19 protein-coding genes are annotated in these 22886 nt (G+C 66.6%); 6 read left to right on the top strand and 13 right to left on the bottom strand.

The features are described from left to right. Positions 1-23 precede the first annotated feature (23 nt). Both AC6LJ2_RS13650 and fabI read left to right on the top strand, forming a co-directional pair. Positions 24-1208: an acetate/propionate family kinase gene (locus AC6LJ2_RS13650; protein WP_263911349.1), complete on the top strand. Its 1185-nt coding sequence runs from the start codon at positions 24-26 to the stop codon at positions 1206-1208. Then, positions 1205-1978, top strand: a complete 774-nt coding sequence (gene fabI / locus AC6LJ2_RS13645; RefSeq protein WP_263911348.1) for an enoyl-ACP reductase FabI — start codon at positions 1205-1207, stop codon at positions 1976-1978. The genes AC6LJ2_RS13650 and fabI overlap by 4 nt, the downstream gene beginning before the upstream one ends. Before the next feature lie 78 nt (positions 1979-2056). On the opposite strand, the gene AC6LJ2_RS13640 is transcribed toward fabI, so the two are convergent. The 5 genes from AC6LJ2_RS13640 to tkt form a co-directional block, all read right to left on the bottom strand. Then, positions 2057-3748 carry a SulP family inorganic anion transporter gene (locus AC6LJ2_RS13640; RefSeq protein ID WP_445657292.1) on the bottom strand — a complete coding sequence of 564 codons (1692 nt, stop codon included), beginning with the start codon at positions 3746-3748 and terminating at the stop codon, positions 2057-2059. 476 nt (positions 3749-4224) lie between these two features. Next, positions 4225-5211 (bottom strand): IS110 family RNA-guided transposase, encoded by a 987-nt coding sequence (locus tag AC6LJ2_RS13635; RefSeq protein ID WP_498151562.1) that lies wholly within the window; start codon positions 5209-5211, stop codon positions 4225-4227. A gap of 423 nt (positions 5212-5634) precedes the next feature. Beyond that, positions 5635-6828 carry a phosphoglycerate kinase gene (locus AC6LJ2_RS13630; RefSeq protein ID WP_175194123.1) on the bottom strand — a complete coding sequence of 398 codons (1194 nt, stop codon included), beginning with the start codon at positions 6826-6828 and terminating at the stop codon, positions 5635-5637. A gap of 95 nt (positions 6829-6923) precedes the next feature. After that, on the bottom strand, positions 6924-7934 hold the full coding sequence (gene gap / locus AC6LJ2_RS13625; RefSeq protein WP_025137344.1) for a type I glyceraldehyde-3-phosphate dehydrogenase: 1011 nt from the start codon (positions 7932-7934) through the stop codon (positions 6924-6926). Between the two features lie 15 nt (positions 7935-7949). Then, the gene (gene tkt, locus AC6LJ2_RS13620) at positions 7950-9986 is read right to left on the bottom strand and encodes a transketolase (protein WP_263911344.1); all 2037 of its coding nucleotides are present in this window, start codon (positions 9984-9986) and stop codon (positions 7950-7952) included. Between the two features lie 249 nt (positions 9987-10235). On the opposite strand from tkt, the gene AC6LJ2_RS13615 reads away from it, so the two are divergent. Both AC6LJ2_RS13615 and AC6LJ2_RS13610 read left to right on the top strand, forming a co-directional pair. Then, positions 10236-10658 carry a hypothetical protein gene (locus AC6LJ2_RS13615; RefSeq protein ID WP_175194119.1) on the top strand — a complete coding sequence of 141 codons (423 nt, stop codon included), beginning with the start codon at positions 10236-10238 and terminating at the stop codon, positions 10656-10658. A 75-nt stretch (positions 10659-10733) separates the two neighbouring features. After that, positions 10734-11465: a 16S rRNA (uracil(1498)-N(3))-methyltransferase gene (locus AC6LJ2_RS13610; protein WP_498151561.1), complete on the top strand. Its 732-nt coding sequence runs from the start codon at positions 10734-10736 to the stop codon at positions 11463-11465. A 79-nt stretch (positions 11466-11544) separates the two neighbouring features. Here the strand turns inward: AC6LJ2_RS13610 and AC6LJ2_RS13605 are convergent, their stop codons facing one another. From AC6LJ2_RS13605 to AC6LJ2_RS13590, 4 genes are all read right to left on the bottom strand, one after another. Continuing rightward, entirely contained in the window at positions 11545-12012 is a 468-nt protein-coding gene (locus AC6LJ2_RS13605; protein ID WP_025137340.1) for a barstar family protein, read from the bottom strand. Beyond that, entirely contained in the window at positions 12009-13241 is a 1233-nt protein-coding gene (locus AC6LJ2_RS13600) for a patatin-like phospholipase family protein (RefSeq protein ID WP_445657296.1), read from the bottom strand. Before AC6LJ2_RS13600 ends, AC6LJ2_RS13605 begins: the two co-directional genes overlap by 4 nt. Then, positions 13222-15510, bottom strand: a complete 2289-nt coding sequence (locus AC6LJ2_RS13595) for an NADP-dependent malic enzyme (protein ID WP_498151560.1) — start codon at positions 15508-15510, stop codon at positions 13222-13224. The genes AC6LJ2_RS13600 and AC6LJ2_RS13595 overlap by 20 nt, the downstream gene beginning before the upstream one ends. Before the next feature lie 139 nt (positions 15511-15649). Further along, the gene (locus tag AC6LJ2_RS13590; protein WP_263911338.1) at positions 15650-16549 is read right to left on the bottom strand and encodes an FAD-binding protein; all 900 of its coding nucleotides are present in this window, start codon (positions 16547-16549) and stop codon (positions 15650-15652) included. A gap of 44 nt (positions 16550-16593) precedes the next feature. On the opposite strand from AC6LJ2_RS13590, the gene AC6LJ2_RS13585 reads away from it, so the two are divergent. Further along, positions 16594-17754, top strand: coding sequence for a pyridoxal phosphate-dependent aminotransferase (locus tag AC6LJ2_RS13585; protein ID WP_263911337.1), 1161 nt, complete (start codon positions 16594-16596; stop codon positions 17752-17754). A gap of 505 nt (positions 17755-18259) precedes the next feature. On the opposite strand, the gene AC6LJ2_RS13580 is transcribed toward AC6LJ2_RS13585, so the two are convergent. Further along, positions 18260-19075: a lytic transglycosylase domain-containing protein gene (locus AC6LJ2_RS13580; protein ID WP_445657298.1), complete on the bottom strand. Its 816-nt coding sequence runs from the start codon at positions 19073-19075 to the stop codon at positions 18260-18262. An 82-nt stretch (positions 19076-19157) separates the two neighbouring features. Here AC6LJ2_RS13580 and ubiD point away from each other — a divergent pair, with 82 nt between their 5' ends. After that, positions 19158-20702 (top strand): 4-hydroxy-3-polyprenylbenzoate decarboxylase, encoded by a 1545-nt coding sequence (ubiD, locus tag AC6LJ2_RS13575; protein ID WP_263911334.1) that lies wholly within the window; start codon positions 19158-19160, stop codon positions 20700-20702. A gap of 18 nt (positions 20703-20720) precedes the next feature. Here ubiD and AC6LJ2_RS13570 read toward each other — a convergent pair whose 3' ends face one another. From AC6LJ2_RS13570 to AC6LJ2_RS13560, 3 genes are all read right to left on the bottom strand, one after another. Continuing rightward, on the bottom strand, positions 20721-21902 hold the full coding sequence (locus AC6LJ2_RS13570; RefSeq protein ID WP_498151559.1) for a hypothetical protein: 1182 nt from the start codon (positions 21900-21902) through the stop codon (positions 20721-20723). Positions 21903-22072: 170 nt separating this feature from the next. Then, positions 22073-22429 (bottom strand): hypothetical protein, encoded by a 357-nt coding sequence (locus AC6LJ2_RS13565; RefSeq protein ID WP_263911332.1) that lies wholly within the window; start codon positions 22427-22429, stop codon positions 22073-22075. A gap of 3 nt (positions 22430-22432) precedes the next feature. After that, the gene (locus AC6LJ2_RS13560) at positions 22433-22846 is read right to left on the bottom strand and encodes a phage holin family protein (RefSeq protein ID WP_263911330.1); all 414 of its coding nucleotides are present in this window, start codon (positions 22844-22846) and stop codon (positions 22433-22435) included. Between the last annotated feature and the right edge of the window lie 40 nt (positions 22847-22886).

The raw sequence follows: 22886 nt of genomic DNA, 5'->3' as shown, positions 1-22886 counted from the left end.
GTTGCATCTAAAGGCCATTGCCCATGTCCGACACCATCCTGGTCATCAACGCCGGCAGTTCCAGCATCAAGTTCTACCTGTACGACATCGACGACAAAGCGGCCCTGGCGCCGCGGCTGGGCGGCCAGCTCGAAGGCATCGGCACCCGCCACCCGCGCCTGCGCGTGCGCGACGCCGCCGGCCAGACGCTGGTGGAACGCGACATCGCGCCCAGCCATGCGCCCGACGTGCCCAACGGCCAGGAAGTGGTCGGCACCTGGCTCAGCGGTCACCTGGGCGGCGCGCCGCTGGCCGTGGGCCACCGCGTGGTGCACGGCGGCCCCGACCTGTCCCAACCGGTGCTGGTCGACGATGCCATCCTGGCGCAGCTCGACGCCTACACGCCCCTGGCGCCGCTGCACCAGCCCAACAACCTGGCCCCCATCCGCGTGATCCGCGAGCGGCGCCCCTGGATTCCTCAGGTGGCGTGCTTTGACACCGCCTTCCACCGCAGCCATTCCGACGTCGCCGATCGCTACGCCCTGCCCGACAAGCTCTACCAGCAAGGCGTGCGCCGCTATGGCTTTCATGGCCTGTCGTACGAATACATTGCCCAGCGCCTGCGCCAGGCGCTGCCCGAAATCGCCATGGGCAAGATCATTGCCGCGCACCTGGGTTCGGGCGTGTCCGCCTGCGCCATGCACCAGGGCAAGAGCGTGGACAGCACCATGGGCTTCACCGCCCTGGAAGGCCTGCCCATGGGCACGCGCCCCGGCCGGCTGGATGCCGGCGTGGTGCTGTGGATGATGGAACAGGGCATGACCCACGACGAGATCGAGCACACGCTCTACCACGACTGCGGCATGAAGGGCCTGTCCGGCATCAGCAACGACATGCGCGAGCTGCTGGCCAGCGACGCGCCGTCGGCCAAGCTGGCGCTGTCGTACTTCGCCTGGCGCGTGGCCGAAGGCATGATCGGGCTGGGCTGCGCCATGAACGGCATCGACGGCATCGTCTTCACCGCCGGGGTCGGCGAGAACTCGGCCGAGATCCGCCAGGCCATCAGCGAACACTGGGGCTGGCTGGGCATCAAGCTCGACCCCGAGCGCAACGCCCGCCACGGCCCGCGCATTTCCAGCGACGACAGCCGCATCGGCGTCTACGTCGTGCGCACCAACGAAGAACTCGTCATTGCACAGCACACCCTGGACCTGGTGAAACAACGATGAACGCCCCGCTTCCCCTGGCCGGCAAACGCGGCCTGGTCACCGGCATTGCCAACGCCGATTCCATCGCCTGGGGCTGCGCCAAGGCCTTTCGCGCCCTGGGCGCGGAACTGGCGGTGACCTACCTGAACGACAAGGCGCGACCGCACGTCGAACCGCTGGCGCGGCAAGTGGACGCGTCCCTGCTGATGCCGCTGGACCTGTTGCAGGACGGCCAGCTCGAAGCCGTCTTCGACCGCATCACCGAACAGTGGGGCGGCCTGGACTTCGTGCTGCACTCCATTGCCTACGCGCCGCGCGACGACCTGCACGGGCGCGTCACCGACTGCTCGCGCGCCGGCTTCCTGCAGGCGATGGATGTGTCTTGCTGGTCGTTCATCCGCATGGCCAAGCTGGCCGAGCCGCTGATGCCGGGCGGCGGCGCGCTGTTCTGCATGAGCTACTACGGCTCGCAGATGGTGGTCGAGCACTACAACATGATGGGCCCGGTCAAGGCCGCGCTGGAATCGGCCACCCGCTACCTGGCCGCCGAGCTCGGCCCCCAGGGCATCCGCGTGCATGCGATTTCCCCCGGGCCGCTCAAAACCCGGGCCGCCTCGGGCATCCATGAATTCGACGCCTTGCTGGACCGCGCCCAGGCCAAGGCCCCGGCGCGCAGTTTGGTGTCCATCGATGACGTCGGCGAGGCCACCGCCTGGCTCGCCACCGACGCCGCCCGCCTGATGACGGGGCAGACCTTGTATATCGACGGCGGCTATCACATCATCGATTGAGGCATTCGGCATGCCCATGCCGCGTAGGGACCGCAGCGGCCCGGCCACCCAATGGGCAACCCGGGCCCGAGCCACGCTTCAGCTCAGCGTGGCCGGCGCCGGCCCCTGGCGCCAACGCTCGATGGCTTCGACCGCCTGCTCGGGGCTGGCAAAAATCTTGTCGCGGCCGATCCGGTCGGCCAGGCCGCTGCGATCCAGCGCCATGCGGAACTGGCCATGCCCCCCCGCCACCAGCAGCACCATGCCGCGGTCGCGCAGCTCGCGCCGCAATTCATACAGCGCCTCGATCGCATCCGCGTCCGCCTGCGTCATCGCCTCGGCGTCCAGCACGAACCACGTCACGTCGCCGGCTTGCTCGATCACCTCGCGCGCGCGCCGCCGGAACGCGTCCGCATTGAAGAACCACACCGACGACTCGAACAGCCAGATCACGGTGCCCGGCACCGGCTGCGCCTGCGGATTCAAGTGCATCTTGCCCAGCACCGATTCGCCCGGCAGACGGCCCAGCAAGGCGTCGCGCGGATTGCCGGACACGTACATCGCGTACAGCAACGTGGCGCCCACCGACACCGCCACGCCCTGCAGTACGCCAAAGCCCACCACGCCCACCGCCGCCAGGATGCCGAAGGCCAGCTCGACGCGAGAAATGCGGGCCAGCCGCAGGAAGGCCTGCCCATCGAACAGGCTGGCCGCCGCCAGCAGCAGAATCGCCGACAGCACCGCCTGGGGCAGCCAATACAGCGGCGCGCTCAGCAAGCCCACCACCACCGCCAGCGCCGCCGCCGCGCTCACCCCCACCAGCGGCGAAGAACCGCCCGCCGCCAGCCCCACCGCCGTGCGCGAATCCGCGCCCGTGACCACAAACCCCTGGAACAGTCCCGCCATCACATTGGCCGCGCCAAAGCCCACCAATTCCCGGTTCGGATCCACATGCTCGCCCGTGCGCGCCGCAAAACTGCGCGCCGTCACGATGCCGCTGGAAAAACTCACCACCAGCACCCCCGCCGCGCCCAACAGGATGTCGTCCACCCCTTCCAGGCGCACCGGCAGGCTCAGCGCCGGCAGGCCCGCCGGCACCTCACCCACCACCGCGATGCCCAGACCGGGAAAATCGAACAGCCAGGACAAGAAGCAGGCCCCCACCACCAACAGGATCGACCCCGGCCACGTCGGCCGCCAGCGCTTGATGGCCACCAGCAACAGGCAAGACACCACCCCCAGGCACAGGGTCGGAATGCGAATCTCGGACACGCGCCGCGACAACTCCAGAAACGGGTGGATCAGCCCGCTGTTGCGCAGCCCCACCCCGGTCAGCCCGCTCAGTTGCGACAGCGCCAGCGTCACCGCCACCCCCGCCATGTAGCCGATCAGCACCGGCCGCGACAGCAGATTGGCCAGCACGCCCAGCCGCAGCACGCGCGCGATCAGGCAGCCCACCCCCACCGTCAACGCGATGCCCGTCGCCGCCACCAGCCGGTCCTCTGGCGTTGTCAGCGCCATCCCCGTCAGCGTCGCCGCGATCAGCGTGCAAGTCGCCGTGTCCGGCCCCACGATCAACGTACGCGACGACCCGAACAGCGCGTAACCCAACATCCCCGCGATCGCCGCCCACAACCCCGCCACCGGCGGCACCCCCATCATCGCCGCGTAGGCCAGCCCTACCGGCAACGCCACCGCCGCCACGCTCAGCCCGGCCGCCACGTCGCGCCCCGCGGACTCCCGGGTGATACCCCGGAAATTATTCAGGCCAGGAAGAAATCGTAGATTCATGGAGCGGCAAGGCAGGCAGAAAACCGAAAGAAAACCGCGGCGCGCGGGTGAGCGACAAGGCTACACCAGACGCGTCCCCAATACCTGTCGCCAGATCAAACGCGTCCTGTCTTGCCTTCCCCCGCCATCATTCCAAAAAGGAATCGATTTCCTTAACTATTTATCCCTTTTTATCAACTTCCCGATTGCGTAGCGTCGTGCTCACAACAAACGCGGCCTCACCGCCGCCCCCAGGGCCTCCCCGCCCCGGAACAACAGCGCGGCCCGCTCCCTGCCGTCCCCCCCGCCGCCATCGGCGAATTCATGCGCACGGAAATCGACCGCTACGGCGCGATCGTGAAGCTGTCAGGCGCGAAGATGGAGTAAAGGCGCAAGCAACGCCACAAACCAAGACGCCCGTAGCCTGGGGCGCGGGCGGTCTTGCTGTCGAGCAACCTCGATGCGCCCGAGGGAATCCGTAGATACCGTCTTGGCCGTCAAGTAGAAAAAGCGTAATCAGGCCTGTAAGGTTGCCGCGTCTTGAGCACGCCGAAGCACAGATGCACCACCTTGCGCATGCAAGCGCCCAGCGCCGACATCTTGGTCTTGCCCCCCGCCAGTAGCCGTTGATACAGCGCCCGCACATGAGGGTTGTGCTTGGAGGCAACGACGCCAGCCATGTACACCTTGGCCCGTACATCAGCGGGACCTGCCTTGGACATGCGGCTGCGTCCTCGCAGTGAAGTGCCTGACTGCCGCTGCACAGGAACCAGGCCCAAATACGCAGCCAGATCCTCGGCGCACTTGAACTGGTGGGTGCGCATCACCCGGAGCATGGTTCTGGCCACCTTCGGTCCGACCCCAGGGATGGTCAACAACAGCTTGGTGTCGTCCTTCAGGTCAGGATGCCGGTCGATGTGGTCATCGATGGCCTTCTCAAGGCGAACGATCTCCTTGTCATAGAAACTCAGCGTGTCGCTGATCGAACGCTCCACCAACTCCGAGGCCGAGCTGGCCTCGATCTTCTCCTGGCGGTTCATCGTGCGAAGCCGATCCTTGGACAGCGCTTCCAGCTGGGTAATCAAGGCGCGTAGCTCGCGCACATGTGCTGGCGGGGGCTGCCAGGCAGCAGGCCTCATCGCCACGCCATAACGGGCCAGCACCAGGCTATCGAGCGCATCTGTCTTGGAGCGCATCGCCAATGCCCGACTGAAGTCGTGCACGTTGGCCGGGTTGGCGATCGACACCGTGATGCCGCCGTCATGCAGCGCCGTGGCGGCTTGCTCGTGATAAGGGCCTGTGGCCTCCAGCACGGCGTGAACCTGGTCGGCTGCCACCCCATGCTTGGCGCACCACCGAACCAGTTCGTGCACCCCGTCCCGGCTATTAGGCACAACCTTGCTCTTGCGCTTGTCGTTCTCTGGATCCAGCAACAACGTGCAGTCCAGCTTCAGCTTGGAAACATCAATACCCAGATAGATCATCGTTCATACCCCCTCATACAAAGAAAGTATGCCAACTGCGCCCACTTACCTTGTGCATGCAGGGTCAATCAGCCCTAGGCTACCGTCCAGTGTCCGCAATGGCGTCAGAGGTGAGAGACAGGGGTTTAGTCTACAGAACAGGGTTCACCCCCTAGGGAGCCAAAGAAACTCACCTGTCTCTCGTGGAATGGTAGCTAACCATCCCAGGGATCAAGATACAAGGGAGCCGAAGGCGGACGAAGATGACGCAGGGGACGTCCGGAGCGAAGGCTCCGGACCGCAATCGTGGGCGCTCGACAGCAAGACCGCCCGCGCCCCAGGCGGCCTACGAAGCCCCCCGTGCTCCAAGCCAAGAACGCCAAAGCCCAAAAAAAAGCCGCTCCCAAAGGAGCGGCCTTCCTCAGCAGACACCAAGCAAAACGCTTACTTGGCCCGCTCCTGCAGCACGGCCACCGCCGGCAACGTCTTGCCTTCCAGGAACTCCAGGAAAGCCCCGCCCCCGGTCGAGATGTAGCCCACCTGCTCCGAAATCCCGTACTTCGCAATCGCCGCCAGCGTATCGCCGCCACCCGCAATCGAGAATCCGTCCGAGTCGGCAATCGCCTGCGCCACCACCTTCGTGCCATTGGCGAACTGATCGAACTCGAACACGCCCACCGGCCCGTTCCACACGATCGTGCCGGCTTGCTTCAGGATCGCGGCCAGCTGCTCGGCCGTCTGCGGCCCGATATCCAGGATCATGTCGTCCGCCGCCACCGCGTCGGCCGCCTTCACCGTCGCCTCGGCATCCGCCCCGAACGACTTCGCGCACACCACGTCCACCGGAATCGGCACATCCGCGCCGCGCTGCTTCATCAGCTCGATCACCGCGCGCGCCTGGTCCACCTGGTCCGGCTCCGCCAGCGACTTGCCGATCGACAGGCCGGCCGCCAGCATGAACGTATTCGCAATGCCACCGCCCACCACCAGCTGGTCCACCTTGTCCGCCAGCGACTGCAGGATCGACAGCTTCGTCGACACCTTCGAGCCGCCCACGATCGCCACCAGCGGGCGCTTCGGCTCGTGCAGCGCACGGCCCAGCGCGTCCAGCTCGGCTTCCAGCAGGGGACCTGCGCAAGCCACCGGCGCGAAACGCGCGATGCCGTGCGTCGTGGCCTCGGCGCGGTGCGCCGTGCCGAATGCATCGTTCACGTACACATCGCACAGCGCCGCCATCTTGCGCGACAGCGCCTCGTCGTCCTTCTTCTCGCCCACATTCACGCGGCAGTTTTCCAGCAGCACCACCAGGCCCGGCTCGACCTTCACGCCGTCCACCCAGTTTTGCACCAGCGGCACCGGCATGCCCAGCAGCTCGGACAGGCGCTGGCCCACCTTCGCCAACGAATCGGCTTCGGTCAGCACGCCTTCTTTCGGGCGGCCCAGGTGGGACGTCACCATCACCGCGGCGCCGGCGTCCAGCGCCAGGCGGATGCCGGGCACCGAGGCGCGGATGCGGGTATCTTCGGAAATGCGGCCGGCATCATCGAACGGCACGTTCAGATCGGCGCGGATGAACACGCGCTTGCCGGACAGGGCGCCGGCCTTGGCCAGCGCGGACAGGGTATTGACCTTGGACATATGCTTTGCTTCCTACAGTTGGCAAACAAAGGGGACGAACCCGCTTTCCGCTTGGGCGGAAAACCCGTTCGTCCCCTTCGGCCTGACAGCGATGCTTACTTGGCCGACATCAGCGCGACGGTGGTGTCGAGCATGCGGTTCGAGAAGCCCCATTCGTTGTCGTACCAGGACGACACCTTGACCAGGCGACCCGAGACCTTGGTCAGCGACGCGTCAACGGTGCTGGAGGCCGGGTTGTGGTTGTAGTCCACCGAGACCAGGGGTTCGGTGTTGTAGTCCAGGATGCCCTTGAGCGCGCCTTCCGAAGCGTCCTTCAGGATCTTGTTCACTTCTTCGGCGGTCGTGTCGCGGCTGGCCACGAACGACAGGTCGACCAGCGACACGTTGATGGTCGGAACGCGGATGGCGTAGCCGTCCAGCTTGCCGTTCAGTTCCGGCAGCACCAGGCCCACGGCGGCGGCAGCGCCGGTCTTGGTGGGGATCATGCTCATCGTGGCCGACCGCGCGCGGCGCAGGTCTTCGTGGTAGACGTCGGTCAGGACCTGGTCGTTGGTGTAGGCGTGAACGGTCGTCATCAGGCCGTTTTCCAGGCCCAGCTTGTCGTTCAGGGGCTTGACCAGCGGGGCCAGGCAGTTGGTGGTGCACGACGCGTTCGAGATGACGGTGTCGGTGGCCTTGAGCACGCCGTGGTTCACGCCGTACACGACGGTGGCGTCAACGTCCTTGCCGCCCGGAGCCGAAATGATGACTTTCTTGGCGCCGCCCTTGATGTGGGCGCCGGCCTTTTCCTTGGTGGTGAAAAAGCCCGTGCACTCCAGCACCACGTCGACCTTCAGCTCGCCCCAGGGCAGCTCGGCCGGGTTGCGGTTGGCCAGCACGCGGATCTTGTCGCCGTTGACGACCATGAATTCGCCGTCGACCTCGACCGTGCCCGGGAACTTGCCGTGGGCGGTGTCGTAGCGGGTCAGGTGGGCGTTCGTCTTGGGATCACCCAAGTCGTTGATGGCGACGATTTCGATATCGTGCTTCTTGCCACCTTCGTAGTGGGCACGCAGGATGTTGCGGCCGATGCGACCGTAACCGTTGATGGCGACGCGAATAGTCATGACTAAGCTCCTTTTTTACAAAACTTGGCGGACGGTCTCGGCCACCTTGTCGGCGGTCAGCCCGAAGAACTTGAACAGCGCGCCGGCCGGGGCGGATTCGCCGTAGCGGTCGATGCCGACCACGGCGCCTTCCAGGCCTACGTACTTGTGCCAGAAGGCGGTCACGCCGGCTTCGACAGCCACGCGCGGCAGGCCCTTGGGCAGCACCGATTGCTTCCAGGCGGCGTCCTGGCGGTCGAACACGTCGGTGCTGGGCATGGACACCACGCGCACCGCGATGCCGTCCTTGGCCAGCTGGGCCTGCGCGTCCAGCGCGATGGCCACTTCAGAGCCGGTGGCGATGATGACGGCGCGGGCGCCTTCGGCATCGCGCAGCACGTAGCCGCCGCGGGAAATGGCGCCCACGGTGGCGGCATCGCGCGGCACGAACGGCAGGTTCTGGCGCGACAGCAACAGGGCCGTCGGGCCGCCGTCATGCACATCCATGCCGATGCTGGTCGGGCGCGTCACGGCGGCATTCCAGGCCACGGCGGTTTCGGCCGTATCGCAAGGACGCCAGAGCGACAGGTTGGGGATCAGGCGCAGGCTGGCCGCGTGCTCGATCGATTGGTGCGTCGGGCCGTCTTCGCCCAGGCCGATCGAATCGTGCGTGAACACGTGCACCACGCGCTGCTTCATCAGCGCCGCCATGCGGATGGCGTTGCGCGAATAGTCCGAGAACGTCAGGAACGTGCCGCCGAACGGCAGGTAGCCGCCATGCAGGGCCACGCCGTTCATGATGGCGGCCATGCCGAATTCGCGCACGCCGTAGTTGATGTGACGGCCGAACTGGATGCCCTTGTCGCCGGCGCGAACGGCGGCCACGCCCTTCCAGTCGGTGAAGTTCGAGCCGGTCAGGTCGGCCGAGCCGCCCAGCATTTCCGGCAGCGCGGCGGCCAGGGCCGTGATCGCGAACTGCGAGGCCTTGCGGGTGGCGACGGTTTCGGCCTTTTCCAGCGTGCTGTTCAGGAACGCCTGGAACTGCTCGGCGTAGCCGGCGGGCAGCTCGCCCTTCATGCGGCGGGTGAACTCGGCGGCCTCAGCAGGGAACGCGGCGGCGTAGGCGTCGAACGCCGACTGCCATTCGGCCTGCGCGGCGGCGCCGGCCTTGCGACCGTCCCAGCCGTCGTAGACGTCTTGCGGAATCTGGAAGGGTTCGGCCGACCAGCCCAGCGCGGCGCGGGTGGCGGCGATTTCGTCCTTGCCCAGCGGCGCGCCGTGCACGTTGTGGGTGCCGGCCATGTTGGGCGACCCCTTGCCGATGACGGTGCGGCAGACGATCAGCGTGGGCTTTTCCGATTGCGCGCGGGCGGCCTTGATGGCGGCGTCCACGGCGGCGGCATCATGGCCGTCGATGCCGCGGATGACGTTCCAGCCATAGCCTTCGAAGCGCTTGGCGGTGTCGTCGGCGAACCAGTGTTCGACGTGGCCGTCGATGGAAATGCCGTTGTCGTCGTACAGCACGACCAGCTTGGACAGCTTGAGCGTGCCGGCCAGCGAGCACACTTCATGCGAGATGCCTTCCATCAGGCAGCCGTCGCCCGTGAAGGCGTAGGTGTGGTGGTCGACAATGGTGTGGCCGGGCTTGTTGAATTCGGCGGCCAGCAGCGCTTCGGCCAGCGCCATGCCCACGGCATTGCCCAGGCCCTGGCCCAGCGGGCCGGTGGTGGTTTCCACGCCCGGGGTGATGCCCACTTCGGGGTGGCCCGGCGTCTTGGAATGCAACTGGCGGAAATTCTTGAGTTCTTCGATCGGCAGGTCGTAGCCCGTCAGGTGCAGCAGGGCGTAGATCAGCATCGAGCCGTGGCCGTTGGACAGCACGAAGCGGTCGCGGTTGGCCCAGGCGGGATCCTTGGGATTGTGGCGCAGGTTGCCGATCCATAGGGCCTGGGCGATTTCCGCCATGCCCATGGGTGCCCCCGGGTGCCCGGAGTTCGCTTGTTGCACGGCATCCATCGCGAGGGCGCGGATGGCATCCGCCAAGGCAAGTTTAGGGGCGGTCGGATTGCTCATTCGGAAGGCTCTTTGAAGCTGGCGCGCCCACGCAGGAAATGGGGGCCAGTTGAGTAGGTTGCGAAGCAAAAGATTTTAGCATCCGGGGCCTACCCCCCTGCCATCGGGCGCCGGCACGAGCCAAATGGGCGCATTCTCGGGGAAATGCGCGGGCGCAAGCCCGAAAATGATGGGGTAGAAGCCACAATTGCGGCGAGGCGGTCCGAGATTCATGATGGCTGCCTGTATCTGCACCGGAAGCCATCTAAGATGAACCGCATGTTGAACGTCACCCTGCCCGTCGAAGGCATCATGGCACTACGCAATGCGCTGGGCGAAGAGCAGGCCATTGCCATTGCCCATTCCCTGGAACTCGCCCAGATCCGGGGCGAGGCCGAACTGGCGGCCGCATTGCGGCAAGAGTGGCAAAAAGAACTGGCAAACGCCGTCGCCCCCCTCGCCCGGCGCGAGGAAATACAGGAACTGCGCCGCGAAATCGCCAAGCTGCCCAACCGCGAAGAACTCAAGCGCTTCGCCACTCACGAAGACCTGTCAGAACTGCGCAGCCAATTCCTGCGCCTGGACAAAAAGATGACCGTGGGCTTTCTGGTCCTGCTGGCGCTCAATCTCACTTCCAACACCCCACTCTTCATCGAATGGGGGACCAAAGTGGTAGGCTACGCGCTCAAGTAGCCCGGGGATACCGTCACCTGAAATACGCCAGGTCGCCGCCCCTGCCCTTCGCCCGTTTCCGTTGCTGCAACGCCCATGTCCGTTCCCCGCTTTTTCTGCGACGCTCCCCTGTCCGCCGGCACTCGCATCGCCCTGCCGGATGCCCTGGCGCACCACGCCCTGAGAGTGCTGCGGCTGCGTGCCGGTGAAAGCGTCGTGCTGTTCAACGGCCAGGGCGGCGAATACCCCGCCACGCTGGACGTCGACGGCAAGGCCGGCTTTGCCCAGTTGGGCGCCTTCGACCCGCGCGAAGCCGAGCTGGCCGGCCGCATCACCCTGGTGCAGGGCCTGCCGTCCGGCGACAAAATGGACTGGGTGGTGGAAAAATCCGTGGAACTGGGTGCCGCCCGGGTCTGCCCCATCGCCGCGCAGCGCAGCGTGCTGCAGTTGTCGGGCCCGCGGCTGGAAAAGCGGGTAGCCCACTGGCAGCGCATCGCCCAATCGGCCGCCGAGCAGTGCGGCCGCAACCGCCTGATGACGGTCGACGCGCCCCTGGCCCTGGCCGACTGGCTGGCGTTGCCGGCCGATGGCCTGCGTCTGTTGTGCCACCCCGATGCCGACACCGACCTGGCCGGCCTGTTGCAGACCACGCCCGGCCTCGCGTCGCTGACGCTGCTGGTCGGCCCCGAAGGGGGCTGGTCTGACAAGGAATTGGCCCAGGCCCGCGAGGCCGGCGTGCAAACCGTCAGGTTCGGGCCGCGCGTGCTGCGCACCGAAACCGCTGGTCTCGCCTTGATCGCTGCGGCGGGCGCCCTGCTGGGCTGGTAACGGAATAGAAAGACACACCCGACGTCCCTGACGCCGGTGGGGGCATCCGGCAGGCCCGTCGGCCTGCCGCGAATTGAAATCAGTCGTTTTCGCCGTAAGGCGCGGCAGCCACACCGGGTTCCGGGTCCGGGTGCTTGCCCGCATGTTCCACGACATACGCAAAGATGCGGCCGTTTTCGTGGGCGAATTCGGCGGCGTCCGCACACACCGATTCAATGCGGGCGGCGTCTTCTTCCAGGGCGGGGTCGCCCGAATGCAGCTTGTACAGCCACAGCACCACGCCGATCTTGTGATCCAGCACGGTGTCGCACAGACAGTCGTAGAGCGCGTCGAGATTGCCCCCGAAATACTCGGGGAAATCCACCGCCTTGGCGATGGCGCGCAACACCGCCGAACGGCTGCGGGCAGGGTCGCAATTGGCCACGAACAGAGGCAGGCCGAGTTCATGCGCGGCCTCGACCACGGCCTTTTTGTCCAGCCCGTCGTGAGCCAGCGCTCCACCTCGCTTCAACTGCCGCTGCAGGGTAGATTGGGCATTGCGCGTCATGCCTGTGCCTCCTTGAAAAAGGCGATCACTTCGTCAGTACGCTGCATCGTATCGGCATAACCCAGTTCGATCAATCGCTTGGTGTAGCTGGATTCGAACAACAGGTAGGACATCAGCGCGCCGCCGCCGGGGCGGCCTGGGTCGGACGATACACCGAGTACGCGAAAAAGAGCACGGGCCTGGGCCGGCATGTCGCCCAGGTGTTCCAGCGCCAGCGAATCCAGCGACCGACTGGGGGTGATCGTCAGCACCTGGATGCGGCGTACGTTGACCGTGTCACCTTCGCGGGGCACGGCGTGGTCCACCAGGTAATTCAACCGTTCAAGGCGCTCGACGTCCATCGACAGGCCGTCCAGGAAGATGCTGGACAAGGCATGGCCGCCCACCTGGGCCAGCGAGGGGTACGGCGGCGCGTCCTCGCGATGCTCGGGGTGGGTGTCGTCCCGGAACCCGGTGCCGATCACCAGCACCCGATGCGCGCCCAGGTGTATGGCCGGGCTGATCGGCGCCAGCTGGCGCATGGATCCGTCGCCGCACCATTCGCCCTTGCCGTGCACCGGAATCTGCCGGGCGGGAAAAACGAAAGGGATCGCGGACGAAGCCATCAGGTGATCGACCGTGATCGGCGTGGGGATGGCCAGCCGCAGATAACGATGCCACGGCTCGATCGGCGTGTGGGCCTGGTAGAACGTCAGGTGCTCGCCGCTGGTGTAGCCCGACGCCGTGATGGCCAACGCCGACAATGCGCCGCTTTCCAGATTGGACTGCAGGCTGTCGAAGTTCAGTACCCGGCCCAGCAACGCCTGCATGGGGCTGTTGTCCAGCAGCGACTGCGGCCGCTTGCGCGTCAGCCCGGAATACATCCAGCCCAGCGACAAGAGGCCCAGCCACCGCACGCCCGTGCGGATAAGACCCGGCGCGTCGGCCCGATAGATCATGTCGGTGTTCAGCGACGACCAAAGGCGCCGGATGCGGCGCACGCCCAGGTGCGGGCGCTCGGCCCGGCAGGCCAACGCCGCCGCATTGATGGCACCGGCCGAGGTGCCGCAGATGATGTCGAAGGGATTCTTGAAACGCGAATGCCAGTCCGGGTCCAGCAGCTCCATGATGGCGCTGAGCACGCCCACCTGGTAGGCGGCGCGCGCGCCGCCGCCGGTCAGGACCAGGCCGGTCGGCGTGCGCGGGCACGCCGGGCCGGCCGGAGCGACTTCAACGTGGCGTGTTGGCATCGACCACAGTCATCGCGGTCATGTTGACGATGCGGCGCACGGTGGAGCTGGAGGTCAGGATGTGCACCGGGGCATTGGCGCCCAGCAGGAACGGCCCCACCGCCACGTTGCCGCCGGCCGCCGTCTTGAGCAGGTTGTAGGCGATGTTGCCGGAATCCACGTTGGGACACACCAGCAGGTTGGCTTCGCCCTTGAGCGTGGACGAGGGCAGGATGCGCATGCGCAGCGCTTCGTCCAGCGCGCAGTCGCCATGCATTTCGCCATCGATTTCCAGTTCGGGCGCGGCTTGGCGCACCAGTTCCAGCGCGCGGCGCATCTTGGCACCCGAGGCCGAGCTGCCCGAGCCGAAGTTCGACCGCGACAAGAGCGCCACCTTGGGGGCCAGGAACATGCGCTGCATTTCGTTGGCCGCGGCGATGGTGAATTCGGCGATCTGCTCGGCCGTGGGTTCGTCGTTGACGTGCGTGTCCACCAGCACCACCGTGCGCTCGTTGAGCAGCAGGATGTTCATGGCGGCGTACACGTTGCGCCCGGCGCGGCGGCCGATCACTTCGTCCACGAAACGCAGGTGGTCGTGGTACGCGCCCACCGAACCGCAGACCATGCCGTCGGCATCGCCCAGGCGCACCATCATCGCGCCGATCAGCGTCATGCGGCGGCGCATTTCCACGCGCGCCATTTCCTTGGTAATGCCGCGGCGGCACATCAATTCCCAGTACGTGGTCCAGTACTGATGGAAGCGTTCGTCGTATTCGGGGTTGGTGACTTCGACGTCTTCGCCCAGGCGCAGGCGCAGGCCCAGTTTTTCGATGCGGGTCAGCAGCACCGACGGGCGGCCCACCAGGATGGGGCGGGCCAGGCCTTCGTCCACCACCACCTGCACCGCGCGCAGCACGCGTTCGTCTTCGCCCTCGGCGAACACGATGCGAGCCGGGCCGCCTTCGCGCACGATGCGCTTGGCCGCCGAGAACAGCGGTTTCATGAAGGCGCCCGAGTGGTACACGAACTGCTGCAGCTGCTCTTCGTAGGCTTCCAGGTCGGCCAACGGGCGCGTGGCCACGCCGCCGTCCATCGCGGCCTTGGCCACTGCGGGGGCAATGCGCACGATCAGGCGCGGATCGAAGGGCTTGGGAATCAGGTATTCGGGGCCGAACGAAATATCGAACGTGCCATAGGCCGCCGCGACCACTTCGTTCTGTTCTTCCTGCGCCAGCTGGGCGATGGCATACACCGCCGCCTTTTCCATCTCGCGCGTGATGGTGGTGGCGCCCACGTCCAGCGCGCCGCGGAAGATGTACGGAAAGCACAGCACATTGTTGACCTGGTTCGGGTAGTCCGAACGGCCCGTGGCCATGACCACGTCGTCGCGCACCGAATGGGCAAGCTCGGGCAGGATTTCCGGCGTGGGGTTGGCCAGCGCCAGGATCAGCGGGCGCGAGCCCATGGCCGCGACCATTTCCGGCTTGAGCACGCCGCCGGCCGACAGGCCCAGGAACACGTCCGCGCCCTCGATCACGTCGGCCAGCTTGCGGGCGTCCGTCTTTTGCGCAAAGCGCGCCTTGTCCGGGTCCATCAGCGTCGTGCGGCCTTCATAGACCACGCCCTCGATGTCGGTCACCCAGATGTTTTCCAGCGGCAGGCCCAGGTCCACCATCAGGTCCAGGCACGCCAGGGCGGCAGCCCCCGCGCCGGACGTCACGACCTTGACCTTGTCGATTTCCTTGCCCACGACCTTCAGGCCGTTGATGAACGCGGCGGACACGCAGATCGCGGTGCCGTGCTGGTCATCGTGGAAAACGGGAATCTTCATGCGTTCGCGCAGCTTGCGCTCGACCGTGAAGCACTCCGGCGCCTTGATGTCTTCGAGGTTGATGCCGCCGAAGGTGGCTTCCAGGCCGGCAATGATCTCGACCAGCTTGTCCGGGTCGGTTTCGTTGATTTCGATGTCGAACACGTCCAGGCCGGCGAACTTCTTGAACAGCACCGCCTTGCCTTCCATCACCGGCTTGGAAGCCAGCGCGCCGATGTTGCCCAGGCCCAGCACCGCGGTGCCGTTGGTGATCACGCCCACCAGGTTGCCGCGGGCCGTGTAACGGAACACGTTGGCCGGGTCCGCCACGATTTCCTCACAGGCCGCCGCTACGCCGGGCGAATACGCCAAGGCCAGGTCGCGCTGGTTGGTGAGCTGCTTGGTCGGCGTGACCGAGATTTTGCCGGGGCGGCCGTGCTCGTGATATTCAAGGGCGGCTTTGCGAAGGTTGGCATCCATAGGGGCGGCTACTGGCTAGAGTGAGGAACACGAAAGGGGGCAATTCTATTCCGATGACGGACGGCGCGAAACGTTCCCTGCGTGCCGTTCGGCGTGCGCTTGCCCCTTTGCCGCAAGCGCTGCCCATCTTACCCTTGGCTTACAAATTGTCGCTATTCACTGAGTCCTGGAATTCGGGAAAACGCCCATAAGGATCGAACAGCGCCTTGATGCGCCGCTGTGACACCGTCTGCGACGACGCGCCCGGGTCGACCGGCAGCGCGTCCGTCACCAAGGCCGGCCGGGCCTCCAGCGTCACGCCCTGCACCCAGGCCAGCGTACCGCCATGCCCCAGCACCAGATGCGCCAGGTTGACGGTGGCCGGCGCCTCGGGCGCCAGCGCGTCCAGGCGATAGCGGGCCGGCCAGCGCAGCCCCGGCCGGTAGTCGGTGGCGAATGCCCCGCCCGACAGCTGGAACAAGGACGGCACCAATCGCTGCACGGTCGCCGACCGCAGCGGCTGCACGTCGGCGGCGCCGAACGGCCCCAAGGTTTCCTCCACGCCGTCCGCCAGCACCAGGTCCACCGCCAGCACGCCCGACGCCGCGCATTGTCCCGTCGGCCACAATGCCGGGGCCGCCAGCCACTGCGCCAACGTCATCGCGCCGGGCAGCCCGTCGAACTGCGTCAGCCCGGCCTGCGCCAGCGCGGCCAGCGGCACGCCCGGCTGGGCCCGCCAACGCGGGGTTGGCCCGGTCAGCCGCGCCAACCCCGCCAGGCGGCTGGGGTCCAGCCACAGCAACGGCCCATAAGCGGGTTCGAACGGCCCCTGCGCGTCGTCCAGCGCCATCACCACGCCGTATTCCGCGCACAGCGTGCGGGCATGGGCCACGTCGGCCTCGCGCACCGGCGTCAACAAGGCGCGCGGCCCCTCGCTGCCCGCCTCGCCCAGGTCCTTTACCGCCCCCTGGCATGACAATCCCAGGCGCTGCAGGAAGGTAGCCCAAGGGGTCAGGACGGGCCGCCGGCCCATCAGGAAAGCGCGCCGGGATGGCTGCATGAATACAATTCCTTTTTCCGCTTCAAAACGCCTTCGAGAATCCGATGCCCCGCCTTGCCGCCCGTACCCACGATTTCCTGACCTTCCAGGTCGTCGAGCTGTTCAAGCAGGCGCAAGCCCTGCAAGCGGCCGGCAAGGACATCATCAGCCTCGGTATCGGCGAACCGGACTTTACCGCGCCGCCCCAGGTCGTGGAAGCGCTGCAGCGCGCCGCCCAGGCGGGCCAGAGCGGCTACAGCCCCCCCGCCGGCATCATGCCGCTGCGCGAGGCCATTGCCCAGTTCTACCACGACCAGTTCGGCGCCACGATCAACCCCCGGCGCGTCATCGTCACCGCCGGCGCATCCGGCGCCCTGACCCTGGCCTGCGCCGCGCTGGTCAACGCGGGCGGCGAAGTCCTCATGCCCGACCCGTCCTACCCCGCCAACAGCAACTTCGTGCTGGCCGCGGGCGGCGTGCCGCGCCTGATCCCCAGCTCGGCTGACAAGCGCTTCCAGCTGTCCGCCCAGGACGTCGCCCAGCACTGGACCGACGCCACCCAGGGCGTCATGGTCGCCTCGCCCAGCAACCCCACCGGCACCTCCATCGACCCGCGCGAACTGGCCGACCTGCTGGCCCAGGTCCGCGCCCGCAACGGCTTCGCCATCGTCGATGAAATCTACCTGGGCCTGTCCTACGAGGGCCAGCCGCGGTCGGCCCTGACGCTGGACGACGACATCATCGTCATCAACAGCTTCTCGAAGTACTTCCACATGACCGGCTGGCGCCTGGGCTGGATGATCGTGCCCGAAGACATGGTCGCGCCCGTCGAAAAAATCGCCGCCAGCCTCGCCATCTGCGCCCCCACCCTGGCCCAGCACGCCGCCCTGGCCTGCTTCACCCCCGACGCCCTGCGCACCTTCGAACACCGCCGCGAAGCCTTCAAGCAACGCCGCGACTACCTGCTGCCCGAATTCGAGCGCCTGGGCCTCAAAGTCCCCGTCAAACCCGACGGCGCCTTCTACATCTACGCCGACATCACCGACTTCGGCACCGACAGTGCCACCTTCTCCCAACGCCTCCTGCTGGAAGCCGGCATCGCCGCCGTCCCCGGCCTGGACTTCGGCCCCACCCACGGCCACCACACGATGCGCTTCTCCTACGCCACCGGCCTGGACCGCCTGGAAGAAGCCGTCGCACGCATGACCAAGCTACTGGCCCGCTAAAACAAAAAAGGCGGCCAACAGGCCGCCTACAACAAGCTCACACGACAAAACAAGCACCAGACAACAAGAAAAAACGGCACCTCAATCCGCCAAAGCCGCCGGAAAACAGAGCAGCAATCGCCCGCTCGATCTGCACTCAAACCGGACAACAATCCCCACCAGCGCGCAGCGCCCCCGCCCCGACGCAAGACACCGCGTAAGCCAAAACCGGCTGCCCGCGCAGCCGGTTTCTGGCGGGCAACGCAAACCTCGCCCCCCCACCCCAGCCTAGCGGCATCACAATTCTCGAAACCGGTAGCTCGGCACGGGTGGCGCCCATGCGAAGCGCGCCGTCGATGCGCCCGAGGGAATTCGAAGGGAGCCGCAGGCGGACGAGAATGACGAAGGGGGGGGCCGCCTAGGCAGTCCGGCGCCCGCGCGCCGGACCGCAATCGTTGGCGCGCTTCGCATGGGCGCCACCCGTGCCGAGCGGCCTACGAAGCAACAACGCAACAAAAGAACTCAGTCAATCCCGAGCCAAAGCAATCCCGGAAGCCAACGCCAACCGCCGCCGCTCCGCCTGCACCTTAGCCCCATAGCCGTTGTCATCCGGCCCCGTCGACCCGACATAGCATGCCAACCCGCCATCCACCGACCCACGCCGGTTGATGCAGTCGCGCAGAATCGTCGCGCCCACGGCAATATTGGCCCCAGGATCCAGCGGATTCTTGCCCACTGCATCGAACTTGTCCTGGTGCACGCTGGTCATCACCTGCATCAGCCCCTGCGCGCCCACGTGGCTTTCAGCCAGCGGGTTGTAGCGGGACTCGATCGCGATCACGGCCAGCAACAGCAGCGGATCCAGCTGCTTCTCGCGGCCGACCTTGTAGACGGTATTCAGAAGCGGACCCGTCGCGTCATACGCGACCTTGTACTTGCGCGAAATATAGTTGCGCAGCGCTTCCGCCTGCGGCCCGGTCGCAACCATGGCAGGCTTTTTCGGCGCGGCAGGCGCCGTGCGGGCAGGCCCCAGCATGCCGGTGGCATTGCTGGAAGGCGCGGTAGGAACGGCCATGGCAATCGCCGACGAGGAATCGCCGAACTCGGACCCGGTGTCGGATTCGACGCCGGTCTGCATGGATGAAGGCGCTAGGGCGGTCAACAAGGCTTTGTGCACTTGCAATGCCTGGTCGCGCAAACCAGGCAGGGCGAATCCCATGCTTACCGTTACGATCACTGCAATGCCCAGGTAGACGGAGCAGATGCGCAGGGACTCGGCAAGATATTGGTGCACTCCTTGGGCCATGTTCCTGAACAGGCTGGCCACTGACGCATCGGGCATAAAACCTCCTGCGTTAAAAAAGAGGGAGTCAATGTTAACCTCTCTTTCTCCCCAAAATGTAACCAAATCGCCGGGATCTGTAGTGAAATACCGCGACCTTAGAGACTTCCTCGCTCAACTCGAACGCATGGGCGAGCTCAAACGCATCGCCGCGCCCGTCTCGACGCGCCTGGAAATGACCGAAATTTCCGACCGCGTGTTGCGCGCCGAGGGCCCCGCCCTGATGTTCGAAAAAGCCGTGCACGACGGCAAGCCCGCCGAGATGCCGGTGCTTGCCAACCTGTTCGGCACGCCTTCCCGCGTGGCCCGCGGCATGGGCGCCGACGACGTCAGCGCCCTGCGCGACATCGGCGAACTGCTGGCGTCCCTGCGCGAGCCCGAGGCCCCCAAGGGCCTGCGCGATGCGCTGGCCAAGGTCTCGATGCTGAAATCGGCCTTGTGGGACATGAGCCCCAAGAACGTCAAGAGCCCCGCCTGCCAGGAAATCGTCTGGGAAGGCAAGGACGTGGACCTGAACCGCCTGCCCATCCAGACCTGCTGGCCCGGCGACGTGGCGCCGCTGCTGACGTGGGGCCTGGTCATCACCCGCGGCCCCAACGCCAAGCGCCAGAACCTGGGCATCTACCGCCAACAACTGCTGGGCCCCAACAAGCTGATCATGCGCTGGCTGTCGCACCGCGGCGGCGCGCTCGACTTTCGCGACCACGCGCTGGCGCACCCCGGCACGCCCTTCCCCATCGCCGTGGCGCTGGGCGCCGACCCCGCCACCACCCTGGGCGCCGTCACCCCGGTGCCGGACAGCCTGTCCGAATACCAGTTCGCCGGCCTGCTGCGCGGGTCGCGCACGGAAGTCGCCCAGGCGCTGGGCAGCAACCTGTCGGTGCCGGCCTGGGCCGAAATCGTGCTCGAAGGCCACCTGCTGCCGTCGTCCGACCCGCGCGCAATCGCCCCCACCGTGCCCGACGGCGTCAACCCGCCACCCGACACCGGCTACGAAATGGCGCTGGAAGGTCCCTATGGCGACCACACCGGCTACTACAACGAACAGGACTGGTTCCCGGTGTTCACGGTCGAGCGCATCACCATGCGCCGCAACCCGATCTACCACTCCACCTATACCGGCAAGCCGCCCGACGAACCCGCTGTGCTGGGCGTGGCGCTCAACGAAGTATTCGTGCCGCTGCTGCGCCGCCAGCTGCCCGAGATCGTCGACTTCTACCTGCCGCCCGAAGGCTGCAGCTATCGCCTGGCCGTGGTGTCGATCCGCAAGCAGTACGCCGGCCACGCCAAGCGCGTGATGTTCGGCCTGTGGAGCATCCTGCGCCAGTTCATGTACACCAAGTTCATCGTGGTGGTCGACGAAGACATCAACCCGCGCGACTGGAAAGAAGTGGTGTGGGCGATGACCACCCGCATGGACCCGGTGCGCGACACGCTGCTGGTGGAAAACACCCCCATCGACTACCTGGACTTCGCCTCGCCGGTTTCGGGCCTGGGCGGCAAGATGGGCCTGGACGCCACCAACAAATGGCCAGGCGAAACCCAGCGCGAATGGGGCACCCCCATCGCCATGGACGCCGCCGTCAAGAAACGCGTGGACGATATGTGGGGCCAACTGGGGCTGTAAGCCCGACGTGGCCGGGCGTCAGCCCGGCAGCAGGGTATCTGTCCGGCGCGGCCGTTTCGCCCTGGGGCGGTCGACGCCCGGCGTGACCGTCGGCGCCGCCGGCTGATACGGAATCACATCGTCGCGCCGCAGCGCGGCGCAGCCGGCGCCGCGCGCCTGGCCCGGCAACGGGCCGGCCCGCTGGCACAGCAGCAACACGCCCCCCAACGCGAAACGCTGATAGGCGCGCACCGCCTGCCCGCCCCACGCCGGCGCCAGCGTCAGACCCGCCGCGCTGACCGCCGCGGCCGCTTCCGGCTTGACCAACAGGTAGTGTTGCGGCGCCGTCCGATACACGCCCAGCGGCTTGAGCGCCCATTGCGCCAGGCTGCCATAGTTGCCCGCGAGCAGCAGCACTGTCGCGAACACCACCGCAGTCCACGCCTTCATCTTGCCGCTCTTGCCGGCATGGGCCGGCGAGGCAAGCAAGGCCAGCACGGGCAGGAAACTCAGTCCGAACGTCAGGGCCAGCACGAACAACAAGGCAAAGCCGGATCCCGCCTCGCCCGCCAGCGGCTTGACCAGCGCCAGCAGGGTCAGAAACGGCACCAGGCTCATCACCATCATCGCCCCCGCCAGGCCCAGCGTCGCGGCAAGCACCCGCCAGAAGCCCGTGTCGTCATCGCGCCACTCCCGCGTCAAGCGCTTGCGCGTCCACACCGCGGCCAGCGCCAACGCCGCCAGGGCAAGCGCACTGCCCGCCGCCATGCAGGCCGCCACGCCGGCCCCGGGCGCCCAACGCTCGGCGGTATCGGCCAGGTAGCGCGCCCCCGCCAATGTCGCCAGCCAGCACCCCGTGGTCAACCACGCAAGCCGGGCCGATATCGTGAAGCTCGCTCCGCGGGCCACGCGAGCAACCAGGTGCGCCCGCATGCCGCCGAAGAACATCAACGCCGGTGAAACAATCAGCACGGTGGTCGCCAGGCAACCCAGCAAGCCGGCGGCCAGCAGCACGCCCAGCCCGCTCCAGGACACCACCGCATCCAGGAACAGGCTTTCCCAGCCCGCACCATGGAGATGCAGCCAGACGCCCCCGGCGGGCAACACCAGCCACAGCGGCAACAGCTTCCACATGACGTCCAGCGCCTCGCGGAACCGTCCGAGATGGCGGACCAGGGGCCGCCAGCTGCCGCTTTCATCGCCAACGGGAGTCGGGCGCAACGGCCGGCGCCTGGGACGAACGGGGGGCTGCAAGCGAGGAGCTCGGGACATGTCCTGACCTATTTGAGAATTGGACGCATTTTATTTCAAATTCGGGGACAGAAAGATTCCGCGGGCCAAAAGAAACCCCGCCGGCCAGGGCGGGGTTAGAGGATGCGGGCGCAACCCATTCAGGGATTGTCGCCATCCTGGCGGGAATCCTGCCAGAGCTTGAACAACTGCCAGCCCACCAGCGCGCCGCCGGCCAGCTTGAGCAGCTTGGACTTCCTGCCGCCGCGCATGAACATGGCCGATACCGATGAGCTGATCAGCGGATAGCGCCGGGCCAGGCCAATGGCCTGCATGGCCCAGCGCGACGCGCCCCCGGACGCCAGGCCCGGCAGCAGGCTCTTGAACAGTGCCGAAGGTTCAAGCTTGCGGCCGGCCGAGACGATGTCCTGGGCCAGCGACTCGCGCTCGATCGCGGCGCGGGCCCGCAGCAGCTCGATGCGCACCGCGCGGTCGACAGCGGGAGACCTTTTCGTCATGGTTCAGCCCTCCTCGCGCCGACGCGCCCGGTCATCGTCGTCCTGGGCGTCGCGCACGCGTTCGAGCAGTTCCGCGTCGCGGCCCAGCTCTTCCAGCGTGGCTGCGAACGGCGGCGGGCCATACAGCAACCCATGGCGCACCACCAGCAGCAGCACGACGCCAACCAGCAGATAAAACGCCGCCAACAGGCCCAAGGCCAGATAGCGGTCTTCGGTGGGCCAGAACGCCACCGCGATGGTGATGGTGAACACCAGCACCGCCAGCGTCAGGAACAGCAACGCGGCAAATGCCAGGCCCAACACTTTGAGCAGGCGCGCTTTTTCGCCGGACGCTTCCAGCGCCAGCAATTCCAGGCGCGTACGCATCAGCCCGACCAGGCTGGACGCCACGCCAAACACAGATTTGCGTAGACCCATGTCGGAAGGGCCGTCTCTGATACAACACTGACGCTTCCGA

This window comes from Achromobacter sp. 1014246743 (assembly GCF_059760725.1).
Note: the sequence above shows the minus strand (reverse complement) of the source record. Positions and strands in the feature narration are given on the sequence as shown.